The organism is Micromonospora sp. WMMD735 (assembly GCF_049178995.1).
In the GTDB taxonomy this organism is placed as follows: Bacteria; Actinomycetota; Actinomycetes; order Mycobacteriales; family Micromonosporaceae; genus Micromonospora; species Micromonospora wenchangensis.
In genome coordinates, this window is record NZ_JBMHMJ010000002.1 from 7071288 (window position 1) to 7087251 (window position 15964).

Below are 15964 nucleotides of genomic sequence, written 5' to 3' on the forward strand. Positions count from 1 at the left end.
TTTTTGTCGGCGGGACCCGCCCGCCCGTCAGCGCATGGAGATGCAGATGTCCGTCACCGACACCCTCCGGACCGGCACGCTCGCCGTTCCCGGCGCCCGGCTCTACCACGAGGTCCGGGGCGGCGGCCCGCTCCTGCTGATCGGCCAGAGCGGAGAGGGTGACGCCCGCCGGACCACCGACCTGGTCGCGCAGCTCGCCGACGCGTACACCGTGGTGACCTACGACCGGCGCGGGCTGTCCCGCAGCCCGCTCACCGACCCCGACCGGCCGGTGACCCTGGTCGACCACGCGGACGACGTCCACCTCCTGCTGACCAGCCTCACCGACCGGCCGGCCGCGATGCTCGGGTGCAGCCTCGGCGCCTCGATCGGGCTGCGGCTGGCCGTCCGCTACCCCGGTCTGCTGCACACCCTCGTCGCCCACGAGCCGGTCTCCCCCCGGCTGCTGCCCGCCGCCGAGCGGGCCCGCCACGAGCGCGAACTGCTCGACGTCCAGCGACGCTACGCGGCCCGGGGGCTGACCGAGGCGATGCGGGAGATCGCCCGGGTGCTCGGCATCGACCCGGCCTGCCAGGAGGCCGAGCCCGACCTCACCCCGCAGCCGCTGACGCCGCGCCGCATCGCCAACTTCGACACGTTCATCCGAAGGGACTTCACCGCGATCGTCGGCGACGACCTGCGCCCGGAGGACCTGCCCGGCTGCGGCACCCGGATCGTCCCGGCGGTCGGTGCCCGCACCGCGCCGGAGGTCTTCGACAGGCGGTGCGCGGACCGGCTGGCCGAGCTGCTCGGGACCACGCCGGTGGTCTTCCCCGGCGGGCACAACGGCAACACCACCCACCCCCGGGGGTACGCGGCGACGCTGCGCGAGGTCCTCGCCGCGCGGGAATGACCACGCGCCGCGCGGGGCGGTGCCCGCGGCGGCGCGTCGTCGACCGGTGCCCGGCTACCGGCTCAGCCGCGACTCCACCGCTGGCTGGTCGCGCCGTTGCAGTCCCAGATCTGGGTACGGGTGCCGTTGGCCGTGCCGTTGCCCACCAGGTCCAGGCACCGGCCCGAGCCGACCGCCGTGACGGTGCCGTCGGCGTTGAAGCGCCACTTCTGGTTCGACTGGCCGTTGCAGTCCCAGATGATCACCGATGTGCCGTTGGCGGTGCCGGCGTTGTTGACGTCCAGGCACTTGCTGCCGTAGACCCGCAGCTCCTGGCTGCCGGTCGAGGTCCAGGACTGGTTCGCCTGGCCGTGACAGTCCCAGACGATGGTGGTCGCGCCGTTGGTCTGCGCCGCGCCGTTGACGTCCAGGCACCGGCCGGCGGAGACGCTGCGTACGGCGGACGTCGTGCCCTGGGGCGGCGTGGTCGGCGGGGGAGTGGTCGGGGGCGGCGTGGTCGGCGGCGGGGTGGTCGGCGGGGGAGTACCGCCGCCGGTCACCAGGAACATCGCCGCGCCGTGTGCCGGCACCGAGGCGCTGATGGTGCCGCCCGACGTCGCGCTGCTGTGCGCCCAGAGATCCCGCACCGCGTACGACGAGGCGCTACCGAGGCCCAGCGCGCTGGCCGTGGTGGTGACCGTGGCCGTGCCGCCACCCCGGTTGAGCAGCACCGTGGCCACCGCCCCGGTGGACATCGGCTTACGCCAGACCTCCAGGTCGCCGCTGTCGCTGATCTTGTAGCCCTGCCGCCCGCCCCAGTCCTGGTCGACCGCGATGACCTCGGTGTTGGTCAGGATGGTCCGGGTGGCCGCCGACATGGAGCGCAGGTCGTTGCCGGCCAGCAGCGGCGCGTTCAACAGCGCCCAGAGGCTGAAGTGCGCCCGCGACTCGGTGTCGGTGGGTCCGTTGCCGACCTCCAGCATGTCCGGGTCGTTCCACGCGCCGGGCCGGGCGTACGAGTCCTTGCCGACCTGCTGGTCGAGGATGCCCATGATGGAGTTCCAGTTGCCGCCGATGTCGCCGGTGTTGCGCCAGGAGTTGCCCACCGACGCGCCCCAGGTCCAGACGCTCTCCTGGCCCCAGTTGCACAGGCTGTAGAGGATCTTCCGGCCGGTGGCCGCCAGCGCGTCCCGCATCGCGGTGTAGCGCTGCTGCCCGCTGCGACCGAGGTGGTCGCCGCAGTTGTCGTACTTGAGGTAGTCGACGCCCCAGGACGCCCAGAGGTTGGCGTCGCGCTGCTCGTAGTTGATGCTCGCCGGGTAGCCGGCGCAGGTGGTCGTCCCGGCCGAGGAGTAGATGCCGAGCTTCAGCCCCTTGCCGTGGACGTAGTCGGCGAGCGCCTTCATGCCGCTGGGGAACTTCGCCGGGTCGGCGACCAGGTCGCCGCTGGCGTTGCGCTGTTTGGTCGACCAGCAGTCGTCGATGTTGACGTACTCGTAGCCGGCCGCCGCCATGCCGCTTGCCACCATCGTGTCGGCGGTCTGCCGGATGAGCGTCTCGTTGACGTTGCACCCGAAGGAGTTCCAGTCGTTCCAGCCCATCTGCGGGGTGCGGGCCAGGCCGTTCTCCAACGCCTGCGCGGGCGGGGCGCTGCCGAGCACCACCGCCCCGGTGACCACCGCCGTGCCGAGGGTCGTGGCGAGCAGGGCGGGCAACAACAGGGCGACTCTTCGTCTGGACATGTGCACGCTCCTCGCCGGGGTGCAGGCCACGATCCGTAATACATCGACGTTCGCCAACGTAATTCGTCTGACATCTGACGTCAATACGCGCCCGTCGGCCGTACCTGTGCCGCCCGCATCCGGGCCGCACCGCCTGCACGTCGGGAGGTCGGTCACCGGACGTCCGGGCTGCACACCTTCCAGTCGCCGTCCTGCCGCTCGACGTTCAGCCCCACCGTCCGGGGTGCCTGGTCCGAATAGGTGACCTCGGCGGTCACCCACCGCAGGGTCGGTCCCTCGCTCAGGCGCTGGACCGTCACGTCGGTGATCCGGAACCCGGTCACCCCGTACCCGGTCGCCGGGCGGTCCAGCCAGGCCGCCCGCGACTCGCGGCGTCGGTCGGCCGCACACAACATGTCGTACGCGCCGTTGTCGTCATGCCTGACCACTGCGGACAGGTAGGCGTCGGCGGCGGCACGGATGCCGGGCTCCTCCCTCGCGTCCTTGTGGGACAGGTAGAAGCCGGCGGTCGGGGTACCACAGCAGAGCAGCACGCCGACGCCGACGATGATGATGGCGAAACCCCGGCCGGACAGCTCCTTCTCGGCGGTCACCGCACCGACGGTACGGGCCGGCAGCAAGGTGCCCGCCGGCCCGGTCGTGACGGGTGTCCACCGTGCACCACGGCGGACACCCGTCGACGGCCCTCGTCAGGAGATCGAGGCGGGGAACCGGTCCCAGACCCGGTGCGCGGCCAGCAGGGCCTGCGCGTCGGCGAGCACGCCGGTCGGCGAGTCACCGGTCACCACGCCCGCCGCGCCTGCCACCCCGGCCAGCTCCAGCACCCGCACGCCCGCGCCCCAGCCGCCGATCACCTTGGCGTGCCGCCAGCACTCCTGCACCAGCAGCAGCACCCGGGGGTCGACGACGGTGGCGTCCGCCGCGCCCGCCTTGGCGTCGCGGGCCGGCAGCGCGTCCGGTGCCGGGGCGGGAGCCCCGGCCAGCAGCAGCGCGTCCAGCTCGACCGAGCGGCCGGTGGCGAAGGTCCGCTGCACCGTCAGGTCGCCCACCGTGCCGCCGTGCGCGGCGATCACCAGTGGCACCATGCCGGCGGCGAACACCTCCCGGCGTACCTGCTCGACGTCGTCGGTGCCGGCGTCGGCGTCGACCACGATGCCGACCGTACGACCGTCGGCCGGCCAGGTGCGGCCCACCTGGGACAGCGCCGGGCTGGGCGCGACGTCGGCCAGCGGCACGGTCGGCTCCGGCGTCGGCAGGCCCAGACCGGTGGCCACCTGCGCGCAGAGCACCGGGTCGATGTTGGCCAGGCACTGCAGCTGCCGTTCCCGGATCGCCTGGTGGTAGCACTTGCCCAACTCGAAGGTGTACGCCCGGACGATGTGCTCCCGCTCCACCGGCGACATGCTCAGCCAGAACAGCCGGGCCTGGCTGAAGTGGTCGTCGAAGGAGGCCGGGTTGGCCCGGACCTTCGGAGCCTCGGCCACGGTCACCGGCACGTCGACGAACGCGTTCTCGGCGTCCCCGGCCGGGAACGGGTTGCCCCCGTCGAGCGAGTTCGGCCGGTACGGCGCGACCCCGGCGTGCACGGCGTGCTGGTGGAACCCGTCGCGGAGCATGTCGTTCACGGGCGCGTGCGGCCGGTTGATCGGGATCTGCGAGAAGTTCGGCCCGCCGAGCCGGGTGAGCTGCGTGTCGACGTACGAGAAGAGCCGGCCCTGCAACAGCGGGTCGTTGGTGACGTCGATGCCCGGTACCAGGTGACCGAGGTGGAAGGCGACCTGCTCGGTCTCGGCGAAGAAGTTCGTCGGCGTCCGGTTGAGCACCAGCTTCCCGACCGGCTGCACCGGCGCCAGCTCCTCCGGCACGATCTTGGTGGGGTCGAGCAGGTCGATGCCGGCGAAGGTCTCCTCCGGGGTGTCCGGGAAGACCTGCAGGCCGAGTTCCCACTCCGGGTACGCGCCGGCCTCGATGGCGTCGTAGAGGTCGCGCCGGTGGAAGTCGGGGTCGATGCCGCTGAGCAGCTGCGCCTCCTCCCACTCCAGCGAGTGCACGCCCAGCTTCGGCTTCCAGTGGAACTTCGCCAGCACCGTCGCCCCGGCGGCGTTGACCAGCCGGAAGGTGTGCACCCCGAAGCCCTCCATGGTCCGGTACGAGCGCGGGATGCCCCGGTCGGACATGTTCCACATGGTGTGGTGCTGCGCCTCGGTGTGCAGCGAGACGAAGTCCCAGAAGGTGTCGTGGGCGCTCTGCGCCTGCGGGATCTCCCGGTCGGGGTGCGGCTTGCCGGCGTGGATGATGTCCGGGAACTTGATCGCGTCCTGGATGAAGAAGACCGGCATGTTGTTGCCGACCAGGTCGAAGGTGCCCTCGTCGGTGTAGAACTTGGTGGCGAACCCCCGGGTGTCCCGCACCGTGTCGGCCGAGCCCCGGGACCCCAGGACGGTGGAGAACCGGACGAACACCGGCGTCTCCTTGCCCTTGCGCAGGAAGCCGGCCCGGGTCACCTCCTGCGCGCCGTACCCGGTGAAGACGCCGTGCGCCCCGGCGCCCCGGGCGTGCACCACCCGCTCGGGGATGCGTTCGTGGTCGAAGTGGGTGATCTTCTCGCGGAGGTGGTGGTCCTGGAGCAGCGTCGGCCCGCGTGAGCCGGCCTTCAGGGAGTGGTCGGTGTCGCGCAGCCGGGCCCCCTGCGCGGTGGTGAGGAACGCGCCCTGCTGGCCGTTGGCGACGCTCGGCGCACCGGTGGCCGCACCGGTCGGGGTGCGGGTCTCCGGTGCGCCCTGCTCCTTCTTCGGTGGCAGCGGGTCGTGCGGGGTGGTGGGTTCCTCGACGGTCGGCGGAGCGCTGCCCGGCGCTCCGGGGACCTCGGGGGTCATCAGGTGCGACACCTTCTCGGCCGCGGCGTCCACCACGTCCTTGACGACCTCGACCGGCTTACGGGGTTCCATCTGGGCGGCACCTCTTCGTGGAGCGGGAACGGGTGTTCCTCCCCTACCCGGGCATCCCGGAGCAAAACACACCGGTGTCGCCGGCCACCCGTGATGGTTCAGCGCAGCGCGCGGAGGGTGACGGCGGTGACCGCGCCGTACGCCAGGTGCGGCACCACGTCGGTGATCCAGTCGGTGGCCGACCAGGTCCGGGGATCGGTGATCCGCAGCACGGTCAGCGGGCCGTTGGAACCGATCATCGCCAGGCCGGTCAGTGCCAGGACGGAGACGCCCAGCGGCAGCCGGCGGCCACCCGCCGCCGCGTAGCCGGCCGCGGCGGCCACCGAGGTGGCGTAGCCGAGCAGCGGCCCGAGCCCGGACCGGCGGTTGGCGGCCGTGCGCTGGTCACCGAGGTCGACGTGGGTCAGATCGGCCAGCCGGCCGGCGCTGTCCTCGGCGGCGCTGCTGGCCGGCCGGGCCCGCAGCGCCATGTCGAGGTAGGTGACGGCGTTGAGGGCGGACGCGCCGGCCGCACCGGCGATCAGGGCTCTGCTGGTGGGCGTCATCCTCCCCGCCTACCCGCCTGCGCGGTGGTGACACCCACCGTCGGCCGGACCCGCAACGAATCCGTGTGCGGCGCGTCCAGCGCTTCGGCCACCGGCCGGATGTCGAACCGGGTCCGATCGCCGGTGATGTCGAGTATCCGCTGGACGCGGGGCGACAGCCCACAGAGCAGGAGCCGTACCGACCGCTCCCGGAGCGTGTGCTGGACCGTCAACAGGGCGTTCACTCCCGCGGCGCAGAAGAACGTCACGCCGGTCAAATCGAGGATCAGCTGGGGCGGACCGGTTCTCGGCCGGCGGACCAGCTGGTCGACGAGTTCGGTGAGCAGGTGGGTGGTGCTCATGTCCAGCTCGCCCCGCGCGATGACGAGTCGACCCGCCCGGCATGAACTCAGGCTCAGGGTCAGCACCGGACCGGACGGCTCGGGGAGGTGGGCAGGAAGCGGCATGAGCACGTTCCCCTGTCTGGGAGCAGGGCGACGTGGGCGTGATTCACCCGAGGCTCATGTCCGAACCACCAGGCACGTTACCCCTCCTTACCACGCACTGCCACCGGAGGAACCCGGCGGAGAGGCGACGGTACGGGTACGGTCGGTGGGCCGGTGATTCTCGTACGTTGCCGTTCGGGTGGCGTCATCTCGGTGTCATCCCGAGCGAAGCTTCCGCTTCGGAGAGCCGGTAGCCGTGTCCCACGCGTCCCCGCACGATCTGGCCGACGCCTACCGGCAGCTGCTCGGCCTGCTCAGCGACAGCACCGGTCTGGACGACTTCCTGCACCAGGTGGTGATGCTCGCCGCGCGGGTGGTCACCCCGGCCGCCGCCTGCGGGCTGACCGTGCGCCGTGACGGCCACCCGGTCACCGTGACGACCAGCGACGCGTTCGCCGCCGAGGTCGACGAGTTGCAGTACGGCGCCGACGAGGGGCCGTGCCTGGAGGCGTTGTACCAGGGCCGGGTCGTCCAGGTCGACGACCTCGCCGCCGACGGGCGCTGGCCACGGTACGGGCCGCACGCCGTCGCCCGCGGCGTGACCAGCTCGTTGTCGCTGCCGTTGCAGATCGACGGGCAGACCGTGGCCGCGCTGAACCTGTATTCCGTCCGGCCTGCCTCGTTCGTCGGGGCACCACGGGAGCACGCCGCCGCCTTCGCCGAGCAGTGCGCCGCGGCGCTGACGTTGATGCTGCGCCACGCCGACCAGGCGGCGGTCCAGGAACAACTGGGCGCGGCGATGGCTTCCCGCAGCGTCATCGACCAGGCGATGGGTGTGCTCATGGCCCAGCAGCGCTGTTCCGCCAGCGAAGCCTTCGACCTGCTCCGTCGCGCCTCCCAGCACCGCAACCGCAAACTGCGTGACGTCGCCGCGGACATCATCGTCAACGTGACCGGCACGGCACCGGAATCTCCGGCGCCATTCCGGAACCCGGGAGCATAGGCGCACATCCGGAGGTTACTGGCCCTTCATCCGGGTAGGAGGCAATAACGGGCCACCCAGATGAATCGGGAGAAAAATGTTCAATCCGTTGGATCATAAAGGAATAGCCCTGGAAAACCAGCTCCGTAACTGGCGGGAGCTGAACGTCGAGCCGATCGACCCGGAGGCGGTCGACCCGTACACCAGGTGCCGGATCATCACGATGAACGGCATCGAGGTCGAGGCGATCAACTTCCAGCACCAGTTCGCCCGCAACTGCCCCGACCAGGACGTCCGCCGGAAGCTCGCCTACTTGCGGTACGTGGAGAGTCAGCAGCAGCGGGTGGTGAACTGGCTGCTGCCCGGGGTGGCGAGCGTGCTGGAGACCACCCTCGGCTACGAGCAGGTGGCGGTCGACCTCACCGCCTGGGTGGCCCGCCACGAGCCGGACCCCTACCTCAGGCAGGCGTACGAGTTCGGGGTGCTGGAGGACTTCGACCACCTCTACCGCTACGCCAACCTGTACGAGATGCTGGAGCGCCGCAAGGCCGAGAAGATCGTCGACGGGTTGACCGAGGTGATGCCCGGTCGCCCCACCGTGCAGGAGCACCGGCACCCGTTCGACGAGGTGCGTACCCCGTACGACCGCAACTCGGTGGACCCGCGCTCCAAGCTGCACGCGCTGACGATCCTGTCGGCCGAGCAGCAGGTGATGTTCTACTACATGAACGTCGGCCCGCAGTACATGGAGCCGATCGCCCGCCAGCTCTACCAGGAGATCAGCCTGATCGAGCAGGAACACGTCACCCACTACGAGTCGCTGGTCGACCCGGGTGAGACGTGGTGGGAGCGGCTGCTCACCCACGAGTACAACGAGTGCTGGCTGTACTACTCGTTCCTGCAGCAGGAGAGCGACGCCCGGATCAAGGCGGTCTGGGAGCTGCACCTGCAGATGGAACTGGCCCACCTCCAGCAGGCCGCCGACCTGCTGCGCCAGCACGACGGCCGGGAGCCGGAGGAGATCGTCGGCAGCGTCGGCCTGCCGGAGCCGCTGACCTTCGAACCCAACAAGGAGTACCTGCGTCACCTGCTGGCCACCCAGATCGACCTGACCAAGCTCGGCGAGGGCTACGTCACCGAGGCCCACGAACGGTTCGAGTGGATGCAGCAGCAGCTGCACGACGGCCAGCAGCCGCCCAGCGAGCAGGTCATCGACATGCACCGGGAACGCTTCGGCGACGAGTACCGCATCGAGACCGAGGGGCCGCACCCCGTCGAGGGGCTGCGGACGCGGGGAGGCAGCCATGCCTGACACCGACGCCCCGGCCACCCCGGGCCCCGAACAGGACGTGGTCGACCTGCTGCTCGCCCAGCACGCCCGGATCGAACAGCTGTTCCTGCTCGTGATCGGCGGCACCGGCGACGCCCGCCGGGACGCCTTCGACGACCTGGTCAAGCTCCTCGCCGCGCACGAGACCGCCGAGGAGGAGGTCGTGCACCCGCTGGCCCGGACCCTGCCCGGCGGCGGTGGCGACGCGATGGTCGAGGACCGCCTCGACGAGGAACGCCAGGCCAAGCAGACGCTGAAGACGTTGATCGCCGGGGGTGTCGACGCCGACGGCTTCGACACCGGCATCATCCTGCTCCGCGACGCCGTGCTCACCCACGCCCGCTACGAGGAACGGTACGAGTTTCCCCAACTGCGTCAGCACGTGCCGGCCGAACGGCTGCACAGCCTCGCCACGGCCGTCCGGGCGGCGGAGGCGACCGCGCCGACCCGCCCGCACCCGAGCGCGCAGACCGCCACCGGCAACCTGGCGGTCGGTCCCGCGTTGGCGGTCGTCGACCGGGTCCGCGACGCGCTCCGCAAACCCTCCGCGAGTTGATGACCTCGGCGGCAACCGGGGCAGGGGTGGGCGGGAGGTTCTCCCGTCCACCCCTGCGGGTCGTACCGGTCGTCGCCGGTCAGGAGACCGCCGTGGTCACCAGGTCCCGGACCCGCTTCTCCACCTCCGGGGTCCACGTCCGCAGGGCGTACGACACCGGCCACAGGTCACCGTCGTCGAGGTTGGCCGACTCCTGGAAGCCGAGGGTGCAGTACCGGTAGTTGAACTTGCCGGCGTCCTGGAAGAACACGACGATCTTGCCGTCCTCGTTCGCGTACGCGGGCATCCCGTACCAGGTCTTCGGCGACAGTTGCGGGGCCGCCGTGGTGACCGTCAGGTGCACCCGTTCGGCGAGCGTCCGGTCCGCCGGGGCCATCTGGGCGATCCGGTCCAGCACCGCCTGCATGCCGTCGGCCTTCTTGGCGCCCTTGCGCCCCTCGGCCCGCAACTCGGCGGCGCGTTCCCGCATGGCGGCGCGCTCCTCGGCGGTGAACCCGTCGCCGGCCTCCCCGGTGGTGTCGCCGTCGGACGCGGTGGTCGCTTTCTTCGTGGACACGCGGGCTCCCTCTCGCCGTGCGGGCGCGGCCTCCTGCCGGCCACCTGGGTAAAGGCTATGACCCCGCCGGGTCGCCGGCTTCTCGATTCCTGACCGGTCGCACCCGGCGGGGCCACCGGTCACAGGTCCTCGATCCGGTGGGTGGTGGAGCCGTCGGGGCGGTGCACGACCACCGTGATCCTGCCGATCTCGCCCCCCTCCGGCCCCGGCCACCACGCCGCCCACCATCCGCCCCCGGTGCTGGTGCGGATGGTCCTGCCGTCGGCGAGGACCAGGTCGACGCCGGTGACCGACGGGCCGACCAGACCAACGGCGTTGGAGTACTGGTCGCGGCCGGAGCCGACCGAACTGCGCGTCTCGAGGTTGACGGTGCCGGCGGCGGGGGGCGGCAGGGGCCCGTCCGCCAACGTCATCGCGGTCGGCGGGCCGTCGTCCACGCTCATGCACTCGATCACGCCCGAGCCGCGCCGCTGGATGAGCAGGGTGGCCACCCCCCGACGCTCGGCCAGGAGCACGTCGGAGGGGCCGACAGGTGCCGCCGGCTCGCTGCCCACCCCGCTCGCGGCGCACCGGCGGGCCTGCGGCAGGACCTGCTCGCCGGTGAGCGCGCCCGGCACCGGGGTCCACGAGGCGAAGGCCCGGTCCATCGGCCCCGGCAGCAGCGCGGGCACGGTGACCGCGCCCACCACCGCGACCGCCCCGGCGGCGACCAGGCCGACCACCCCACGCCTGGTCACCAGGCGGCGGGCCGGCGCGGGGCGGGCGGCTGGCCGGTCCGCGACGATCCGGTCGACGACCGAGGTGGCCCGTTCCCATTCGGCCGGGGTCGGTTGCACCCCACGTGCCGGGTCCAACACGGAGAGGCGTTCCAGATCCGTCATGACTGCTGCTCCTTGAAGACGGTGAGGGTGTGCGGGCGGGCGGCGGGCGGTTCCAGCGCGGCCCGCAGGCGTTCCCGGGCCCGGCCCAACCGCATGGCGAACGTCGACCGGCGGCAGCCCAGCACGGTGGCGGCCTGTGCGGCGGTCAGCCCGTCGAACGCCACCAGCGCCAGCACCTCCCGGTCGGCCGGTCGCAGGCTGCGCCAGGCCCGGTCGAGGTCGATCCGGGCGGCGGCGTCGACCATGTCGTCCCCGTACGCCGGCCCGTCCGTCGCCACCAGCCGGACGTCCAGGGCCTGTCGGCGCAACCAGCTCCGGGTGTGGTTCGCCATCGTGCGGCGGGCCACCGCGAACAGCCACGGACGGGCGTCGGCGGGGACGTCGTCGAATCGTCGCCAAGCGGTCAGGAAGACGGTCGAGACGACGTCCTCCGCCTCGCTGGGCGGGACCCGCCGCTGCACGAACCGCAGCAGGTCCGGGTACGTCGCGGCGTGCAGGGAGCGGAAGCGTCGCTCCCGTACGCCGTCATCAGCACTGCTCATGTGCGCCTTTCGGTCGGTCGTTGCACCCCCTACCTGTCCGGCGGCACCCCCACTGTCACACCCCGGTTCGGCAGCGGCCCGCCGGGAGACCGGCCGTGGACAGGCCGCCGTCGATGCGTCTAAGGTCACGGCATCCTCCGCCCGTGCACCCCCGACGAGGAGCGCCATGGGTTTCCCGGTATCCCTCGACGAGCTGCTCGGCGACGAGGTGCGACGCGACCCCTACCCGTACTACGCCCGGCTGCACGAGCTGGGGGAGGCGGTCGCCCTCGCCCCGACGGCACCGCACGCCGTGGTGGTCCACGGGTACGCCGCCGCCCAACGGGTGCTGCGTGACCCGGTCTTCCGGGTGCTCGACGCGCGGTACCTGGACCGCGCCGGCGTCCGTTGGCGCGACCACGCGGTGCTGCGGACCCTGCAGGCCAGCATGTTCAACGCCCCGGCCGAGGACCACGCGCGGGTGCGTCACCTGTTCGGCCAGGCGTTGACCGCCCGCCGGGTCGCCGCCCTGGAGCCGGCGATCGCGCGGATCACCGACGACCTGCTCGACGGGCTCGCCGAGGCGGGCGCGGGCGGTCGGCCGGTGGACTTCATGGCGGCGTTCGCCCTGCCGCTGCCCAGCGCCGTCGTCGGCGAGCTGCTCGGGGTGCCGCCCGCCGACCGGGCCTGGTTCCCGTCCCGGGTGCGGGCGTTCGACGCGGTGCTGGAGATCGGCCCGCGCTCGTTCCGGGAGATCCGGGCCGCCAACCGGGCCGCCGAGGAGCTGACCGGGTACTTCACCACGCTGCTCGCCGCCCGTCGGGCCGAACCCCGCGACGACCTCGTCTCGGCGCTGGCCAGCCTGCGTGCCGGCCGCCCCGACCAGCTCTCCGAGGCCGAGCTGCTGGCCAACCTGATCGTCACGTACAACGCGGGGTTCCGGACCACCGCCAACCTGTTCGGCAGCGGGCTGACCCTGCTCCTGGCGCGGCCCGCCGCGCTGGCCGCGTTGCGCGCCGACCCGTCCCTCGCCCCGGCGTACGTCGAGGAGATCCTGCGGTACGAGCCGCCTGTGCACTTCGCGGTGCGCTATGCCGCCGAGGACACCGAGGTCGCCGGGGTCGAGGTCCCGAGTGGACGGACGGCGCTGGTGCTGACCGGTGCGGCCAACCGGGACCCGCGCCGGTTCCCCGACCCGGACACGTTCGACCCGTCCCGGGCGGACAACCGGCACCTGGCGTTCAGCGCCGGGCCGCACTACTGCGTGGGTGCGGCGCTGGGTCGGACGGAGGGGCGGATCGCGCTGCCCCGGCTGCTCGACCGGTTCCCGGCGCTGGCGCTCGCCGCGACCCCCGGCGAGCCACGGCAACTCATGCTGCGGGGGCACGACCGGCTCGCGGTGCGGGTCGGCGAGCCGGCGGCCGATCGGCCGGACGGCACCGGCCGGGTGGACCTTGCGCAACGGGCTTGATTGAGTAAGGTCGATCAAAACGGAGCGGCTGCTCCGGTGACCAGCGCGGCGACGGCCCCGCCGACGTCGCACCTGGTCCCGGCCGCGTCCCCGGCCACTGCCACGCCTCCCGCGTCCCACCGGCGGCCGGGTCCGCCGACGCCGACCTCCGGAAAGGAAACCCCGACCATGACCGACGAGATCCGCGCGTTCCTCTTCGCCGCGTTGACCGAGATGAAGTACGACATCGAGGGCGCCGACGACGACACGGTGTTCGGTCCGGCCGGTCTCGACGTCGACTCGCTCGGCCTCGCCGAACTGGCCGTCCGGGTGGAGGACCGGTTCGGGGTGACCTTCGACGACGACGAGGCCGAGGCGCTGGCGATGATGACAGTCGGCGAGTTCTGCCGCACGGTGGCCGCCCGCGTCGAGCCCGCCTCGGCACACTGACCGTGCCCGCCGCGCCGCCCCGGAGGCGGTCCGTGAAGCGTTCGGTGCAGCGGCGCGAGGGGGGACGCGCATGCGTGCCGGCGTGACGGTGAGCGGGATCGGGCTGGTCAGCCCGGTCGGCAGCACCGCCGCCGAGGTGTTCGACGCGGTCTGCGCGGGCCGGTCCGGCCTGACCCGGCCCCCCGAGGGGCACCCGGTGCACGGCGTCGTCGACGTCGCCGCGTTCAGCCCGGACATCGACCCGGCCAGCGTGCTGCCCGGTCCCGAGTCCCGGGTGGCCGACCGCGCGGTCGTGATGGCGCTGCGGGCGGCCGGTGACGCGGTGGCCGACGCCGGAGTCGAGGTGGGCCGGGACGTCGACCCGTACCGGGTGGCCGTGATCGTCTCCGGCGTCGGTGGCCTGTCCACCCTGGCGAGCCAGGTCCTCGCGCGGGCCGAGCGGGGCCGGTTCGGGGTCAGCCCGTACATGCTGCCCGGCACCCTGCCCAACATGGGCGCGGCGCGGATCGCCATCAGGCACGGCATCCGGGGCTACACCTCGTCGATCGGCACCGCCTGCGCGTCCGGGGCCCAGTCCATCGGGGAGGCGCTGCGCATCCTGCGCGCCGACGAGGCCGACCTGGTGCTCTGCGGGTCCAGCGAGGCGCCGCTCTTCCCGACCTTCGCCGACGCGTTCGGCAACGCCCGCGCGCTCGCCCACGGCTGGTCGGACCCGACGGAGGCGAGCCGCCCGTTCGACAGGCGGCGTAACGGCCTCGTCCTCGGCGAGGGGGCCGGGGTGTTCGTCCTGGAACGCACCGCGCACGCGGTGGCGCGCGGTGCCCGGCGGTACGCCGACCTGCTCGGGTGGGGCGCGAACAACGACGCCTACCACCCGACCACCCCCCGCCCCGACGGGTCCGGTGCGGCGCACTGCATGCGCACGGCGCTGCGCGACGCCGGCCTGGGCCCCGACGACGTCGGCTACCTCAACGCCCACGGCACCAGCACCAGGGCCGGTGACGCGGCCGAGGTGGCCGCCCTGCGGGACGTCTTCGGCGCGGCGGGTCCGCCGGTCAGCTCCACCAAGGGGGTCACCGGGCACGTGCTCGGCGTCTCCGGGGTGATCGAGGCGGCGATCGGCGTCGAGGCGCTGCGTCGCGGCCTGCTCCCGCCGACCCACAACCTCGACGACCCCGACCCGGGTGACGATCTCGACCACATCCGCAAGCAGCCGCGTGCGGCCGTGATCACCACGGTGATGTCCAACTCGTTCGGCTTCGGCGGCCACAACGTCAGCCTGCTGTTCGGCCCGCCCGGGGCGTGACCCGCCGCGTCCCGGGACGATTCCGGCTGCCGCGTCGGGACGGTGTCAGCGGACGGTGAGCACCGACGCCCCGTCGTGCCGGGCGACGGTGACGGCGAAGTGCTGGTCCAGCATGTCGGTCACGTAGTCGAGGTCGGCCACGAGGGGCACCGGCAGCATCGCCCGCTGGTCGACCGGGGCGTGGGTGCAGACCAGCTCGATCCGGTCGGCCTTGAGCAGCCCCCGTGTCAGGAACGCCGGCAGGTCCTCGGGCAGCAGGAACCGCCACAGGTCGACGTTGACGATCACGTCGAGCGCGCCGGCCTTGAACTGCTGGAGCACCGTGCCGAGCAGGTGCGCGTTGGTCGGCCCGGCCGGGGCGTCGTGGTCGAACGTCTGCGAGTCGGGACCGAGCTCCAGGGTGGACACCCCGTTGCCGATCACCAACGCGGTGCGGGTGGCCAGTTCCGTGCGCAACGTGTCGGGCAGCGATTCCGGCCGCCCCAGCCCCGCCCGCCGGTACGCCTCGATGGCCTGACCGTAGAGGCGGATGCGGCCCAGGTGCCGGCCGAACGTGTTGATCGCGTACAGCACCTCGACGTCGTAGCGCAGGTGCTTGCGCAGCAGGTACTTCATGTTGTCCATCGAGGCGAGCCCGTTGGACGTCTTGCGGAAGTGCGGCAGGTGGTACGACGTCGCCTCGACGTCCAGCTCGAACACGTCGGGCCGGCCCCCGTGCAGGTGGAAGATCCGGTAGAAGAACTCCAGATCCTCGAACCCCCACTTGACCATCGCCTCGTCGAAGCCGGCCACCCGCAGGAACGACTCCCGGTCGACCGAGGCGTTGTGGGTCAGACCGAGCACCCAGGGCGCGCTGGGGAAGTCGCGGATGCGCTGCGGGTGGGCGATGTCCTCCAGCCGGGGGTCGCCGCGCTCGGCGTCCAGCAGCTCCGGGTCGACGGGTTCGCCCCGGCGCACCGCGTCCGCACCGGCCCAGTCGAGGTCGTAGCGCTGGCCGAGCAGGACCCCGGGCCGGCCGCCGCGTGCGGCGTGATGGTCACGGTGCCGGGCGAGCAGGGTGGGGTGGGCGACCGTGTCGGCGTCCAGGAACAGCAGGACGTCGGCCTGGGCACGGGCCGCCGCCGCGTTGCGGTTGGCGCTGCGGCCCCGGTTGGTCTCGCTGCGCACGCAGGCGATCCGCAGCCGGTCGGCGTAGCGTTCGACGACCGGGGTCAGCGGGACGGCCGAACCGTCGTCACCGACGATGACCTCGAACTCCTGCGCCGGGAGGGTCTGCCGGGTCAGCGACGCGACGGTCGTGTCGAGCGCGACGGCGTTGTTGTGGGCGGGGATCACCACGCTCAGGCGGGGCCGGTCCATGGGACTCCTTCGGAAGATACCGGCCGGGCCCCCGTCGCGGGC

Annotated in this window: 16 protein-coding genes; 7 read left to right on the plus strand and 9 right to left on the minus strand. The window is 72.5% G+C overall.

The window, feature by feature from the left end; translation table 11 throughout:
* Window positions 1–46: 46 nt before the first annotated feature.
* Complete coding sequence (locus ACN268_RS30875) at window positions 47–892, plus strand: alpha/beta fold hydrolase (RefSeq protein ID WP_421486546.1); 846 nt, start codon at window positions 47–49, stop codon at window positions 890–892.
* Window positions 893–954: 62 nt separating this feature from the next.
* Here ACN268_RS30875 and ACN268_RS30880 read toward each other — a convergent pair whose 3' ends face one another.
* The 5 genes from ACN268_RS30880 to ACN268_RS30900 all read right to left on the minus strand — a co-directional run bounded on the left by ACN268_RS30880 (window position 955) and on the right by ACN268_RS30900 (window position 6552).
* Window positions 955–2613, minus strand: coding sequence for a glycoside hydrolase family 27 protein (locus tag ACN268_RS30880; RefSeq protein ID WP_421486547.1), 1659 nt, complete (start codon window positions 2611–2613; stop codon window positions 955–957).
* Between the two features lie 152 nt (window positions 2614–2765).
* The gene (locus tag ACN268_RS30885) at window positions 2766–3206 is read right to left on the minus strand and encodes a hypothetical protein (protein ID WP_421486548.1); all 441 of its coding nucleotides are present in this window, start codon (window positions 3204–3206) and stop codon (window positions 2766–2768) included.
* Between the two features lie 96 nt (window positions 3207–3302).
* Complete coding sequence (locus ACN268_RS30890) at window positions 3303–5561, minus strand: catalase (protein ID WP_421486549.1); 2259 nt, start codon at window positions 5559–5561, stop codon at window positions 3303–3305.
* Window positions 5562–5659: 98 nt separating this feature from the next.
* The gene (locus tag ACN268_RS30895) at window positions 5660–6106 is read right to left on the minus strand and encodes a hypothetical protein (protein ID WP_421486550.1); all 447 of its coding nucleotides are present in this window, start codon (window positions 6104–6106) and stop codon (window positions 5660–5662) included.
* Window positions 6103–6552: an STAS domain-containing protein gene (locus ACN268_RS30900; RefSeq protein ID WP_421486551.1), complete on the minus strand. Its 450-nt coding sequence runs from the start codon at window positions 6550–6552 to the stop codon at window positions 6103–6105. Before ACN268_RS30900 ends, ACN268_RS30895 begins: the two co-directional genes overlap by 4 nt.
* 235 nt (window positions 6553–6787) lie before the next feature.
* On the opposite strand from ACN268_RS30900, the gene ACN268_RS30905 reads away from it, so the two are divergent.
* The 3 genes from ACN268_RS30905 to ACN268_RS30915 all read left to right on the plus strand — a co-directional run bounded on the left by ACN268_RS30905 (window position 6788) and on the right by ACN268_RS30915 (window position 9399).
* The gene (locus ACN268_RS30905; RefSeq protein ID WP_421486552.1) at window positions 6788–7534 is read left to right on the plus strand and encodes a GAF and ANTAR domain-containing protein; all 747 of its coding nucleotides are present in this window, start codon (window positions 6788–6790) and stop codon (window positions 7532–7534) included.
* Between the two features lie 76 nt (window positions 7535–7610).
* Window positions 7611–8825, plus strand: a complete 1215-nt coding sequence (locus ACN268_RS30910) for a hypothetical protein (protein WP_421486553.1) — start codon at window positions 7611–7613, stop codon at window positions 8823–8825.
* On the plus strand, window positions 8818–9399 hold the full coding sequence (locus ACN268_RS30915; protein ID WP_421486554.1) for a hemerythrin domain-containing protein: 582 nt from the start codon (window positions 8818–8820) through the stop codon (window positions 9397–9399). Before ACN268_RS30910 ends, ACN268_RS30915 begins: the two co-directional genes overlap by 8 nt.
* Window positions 9400–9478: 79 nt before the next feature.
* Here the strand turns inward: ACN268_RS30915 and ACN268_RS30920 are convergent, their stop codons facing one another.
* The 3 genes from ACN268_RS30920 to ACN268_RS30930 form a co-directional block, all read right to left on the minus strand.
* Window positions 9479–9955, minus strand: a complete 477-nt coding sequence (locus tag ACN268_RS30920) for an iron chaperone (RefSeq protein ID WP_377682801.1) — start codon at window positions 9953–9955, stop codon at window positions 9479–9481.
* Between the two features lie 119 nt (window positions 9956–10074).
* Window positions 10075–10836, minus strand: a complete 762-nt coding sequence (locus ACN268_RS30925; protein ID WP_421486555.1) for a hypothetical protein — start codon at window positions 10834–10836, stop codon at window positions 10075–10077.
* Window positions 10833–11378 (minus strand): RNA polymerase sigma factor, encoded by a 546-nt coding sequence (locus tag ACN268_RS30930; RefSeq protein ID WP_421486556.1) that lies wholly within the window; start codon window positions 11376–11378, stop codon window positions 10833–10835. Before ACN268_RS30930 ends, ACN268_RS30925 begins: the two co-directional genes overlap by 4 nt.
* Before the next feature lie 166 nt (window positions 11379–11544).
* Between ACN268_RS30930 and ACN268_RS30935 the strand changes: the two genes are divergently transcribed.
* The 3 genes from ACN268_RS30935 (at window position 11545) to ACN268_RS30945 (ending at window position 14563) form a co-directional block, all read left to right on the plus strand.
* Window positions 11545–12828: a cytochrome P450 gene (locus ACN268_RS30935; protein WP_421486557.1), complete on the plus strand. Its 1284-nt coding sequence runs from the start codon at window positions 11545–11547 to the stop codon at window positions 12826–12828.
* A 168-nt stretch (window positions 12829–12996) separates the two neighbouring features.
* Window positions 12997–13257: an acyl carrier protein gene (locus ACN268_RS30940; protein WP_204928196.1), complete on the plus strand. Its 261-nt coding sequence runs from the start codon at window positions 12997–12999 to the stop codon at window positions 13255–13257.
* A gap of 70 nt (window positions 13258–13327) precedes the next feature.
* Entirely contained in the window at window positions 13328–14563 is a 1236-nt protein-coding gene (locus tag ACN268_RS30945; RefSeq protein ID WP_421486558.1) for a beta-ketoacyl-[acyl-carrier-protein] synthase family protein, read from the plus strand.
* 45 nt (window positions 14564–14608) lie between these two features.
* Here the strand turns inward: ACN268_RS30945 and ACN268_RS30950 are convergent, their stop codons facing one another.
* Window positions 14609–15922: a glycosyltransferase family 2 protein gene (locus ACN268_RS30950; protein WP_421486559.1), complete on the minus strand. Its 1314-nt coding sequence runs from the start codon at window positions 15920–15922 to the stop codon at window positions 14609–14611.
* Window positions 15923–15964: the final 42 nt, after the last annotated feature.

Coding starts and splice junctions, on each gene's coding strand:
- ACN268_RS30875 (WP_421486546.1), top strand. CDS start 47: ATGTCCGTCACCGACACCCTCCGGACCGGCACGCTCGCCGTTCCCGGC.
- ACN268_RS30880 (WP_421486547.1), bottom strand. CDS start 2,613: ATGTCCAGACGAAGAGTCGCCCTGTTGTTGCCCGCCCTGCTCGCCACG.
- ACN268_RS30890 (WP_421486549.1), bottom strand. CDS start 5,561: ATGGAACCCCGTAAGCCGGTCGAGGTCGTCAAGGACGTGGTGGACGCC.
- ACN268_RS30895 (WP_421486550.1), bottom strand. CDS start 6,106: ATGACGCCCACCAGCAGAGCCCTGATCGCCGGTGCGGCCGGCGCGTCC.
- ACN268_RS30900 (WP_421486551.1), bottom strand. CDS start 6,552: ATGCCGCTTCCTGCCCACCTCCCCGAGCCGTCCGGTCCGGTGCTGACC.
- ACN268_RS30910 (WP_421486553.1), top strand. CDS start 7,611: ATGTTCAATCCGTTGGATCATAAAGGAATAGCCCTGGAAAACCAGCTC.
- ACN268_RS30915 (WP_421486554.1), top strand. CDS start 8,818: ATGCCTGACACCGACGCCCCGGCCACCCCGGGCCCCGAACAGGACGTG.
- ACN268_RS30925 (WP_421486555.1), bottom strand. CDS start 10,836: ATGACGGATCTGGAACGCCTCTCCGTGTTGGACCCGGCACGTGGGGTG.
- ACN268_RS30930 (WP_421486556.1), bottom strand. CDS start 11,378: ATGAGCAGTGCTGATGACGGCGTACGGGAGCGACGCTTCCGCTCCCTG.
- ACN268_RS30935 (WP_421486557.1), top strand. CDS start 11,545: ATGGGTTTCCCGGTATCCCTCGACGAGCTGCTCGGCGACGAGGTGCGA.
- ACN268_RS30940 (WP_204928196.1), top strand. CDS start 12,997: ATGACCGACGAGATCCGCGCGTTCCTCTTCGCCGCGTTGACCGAGATG.
- ACN268_RS30945 (WP_421486558.1), top strand. CDS start 13,328: ATGCGTGCCGGCGTGACGGTGAGCGGGATCGGGCTGGTCAGCCCGGTC.
- ACN268_RS30950 (WP_421486559.1), bottom strand. CDS start 15,922: ATGGACCGGCCCCGCCTGAGCGTGGTGATCCCCGCCCACAACAACGCC.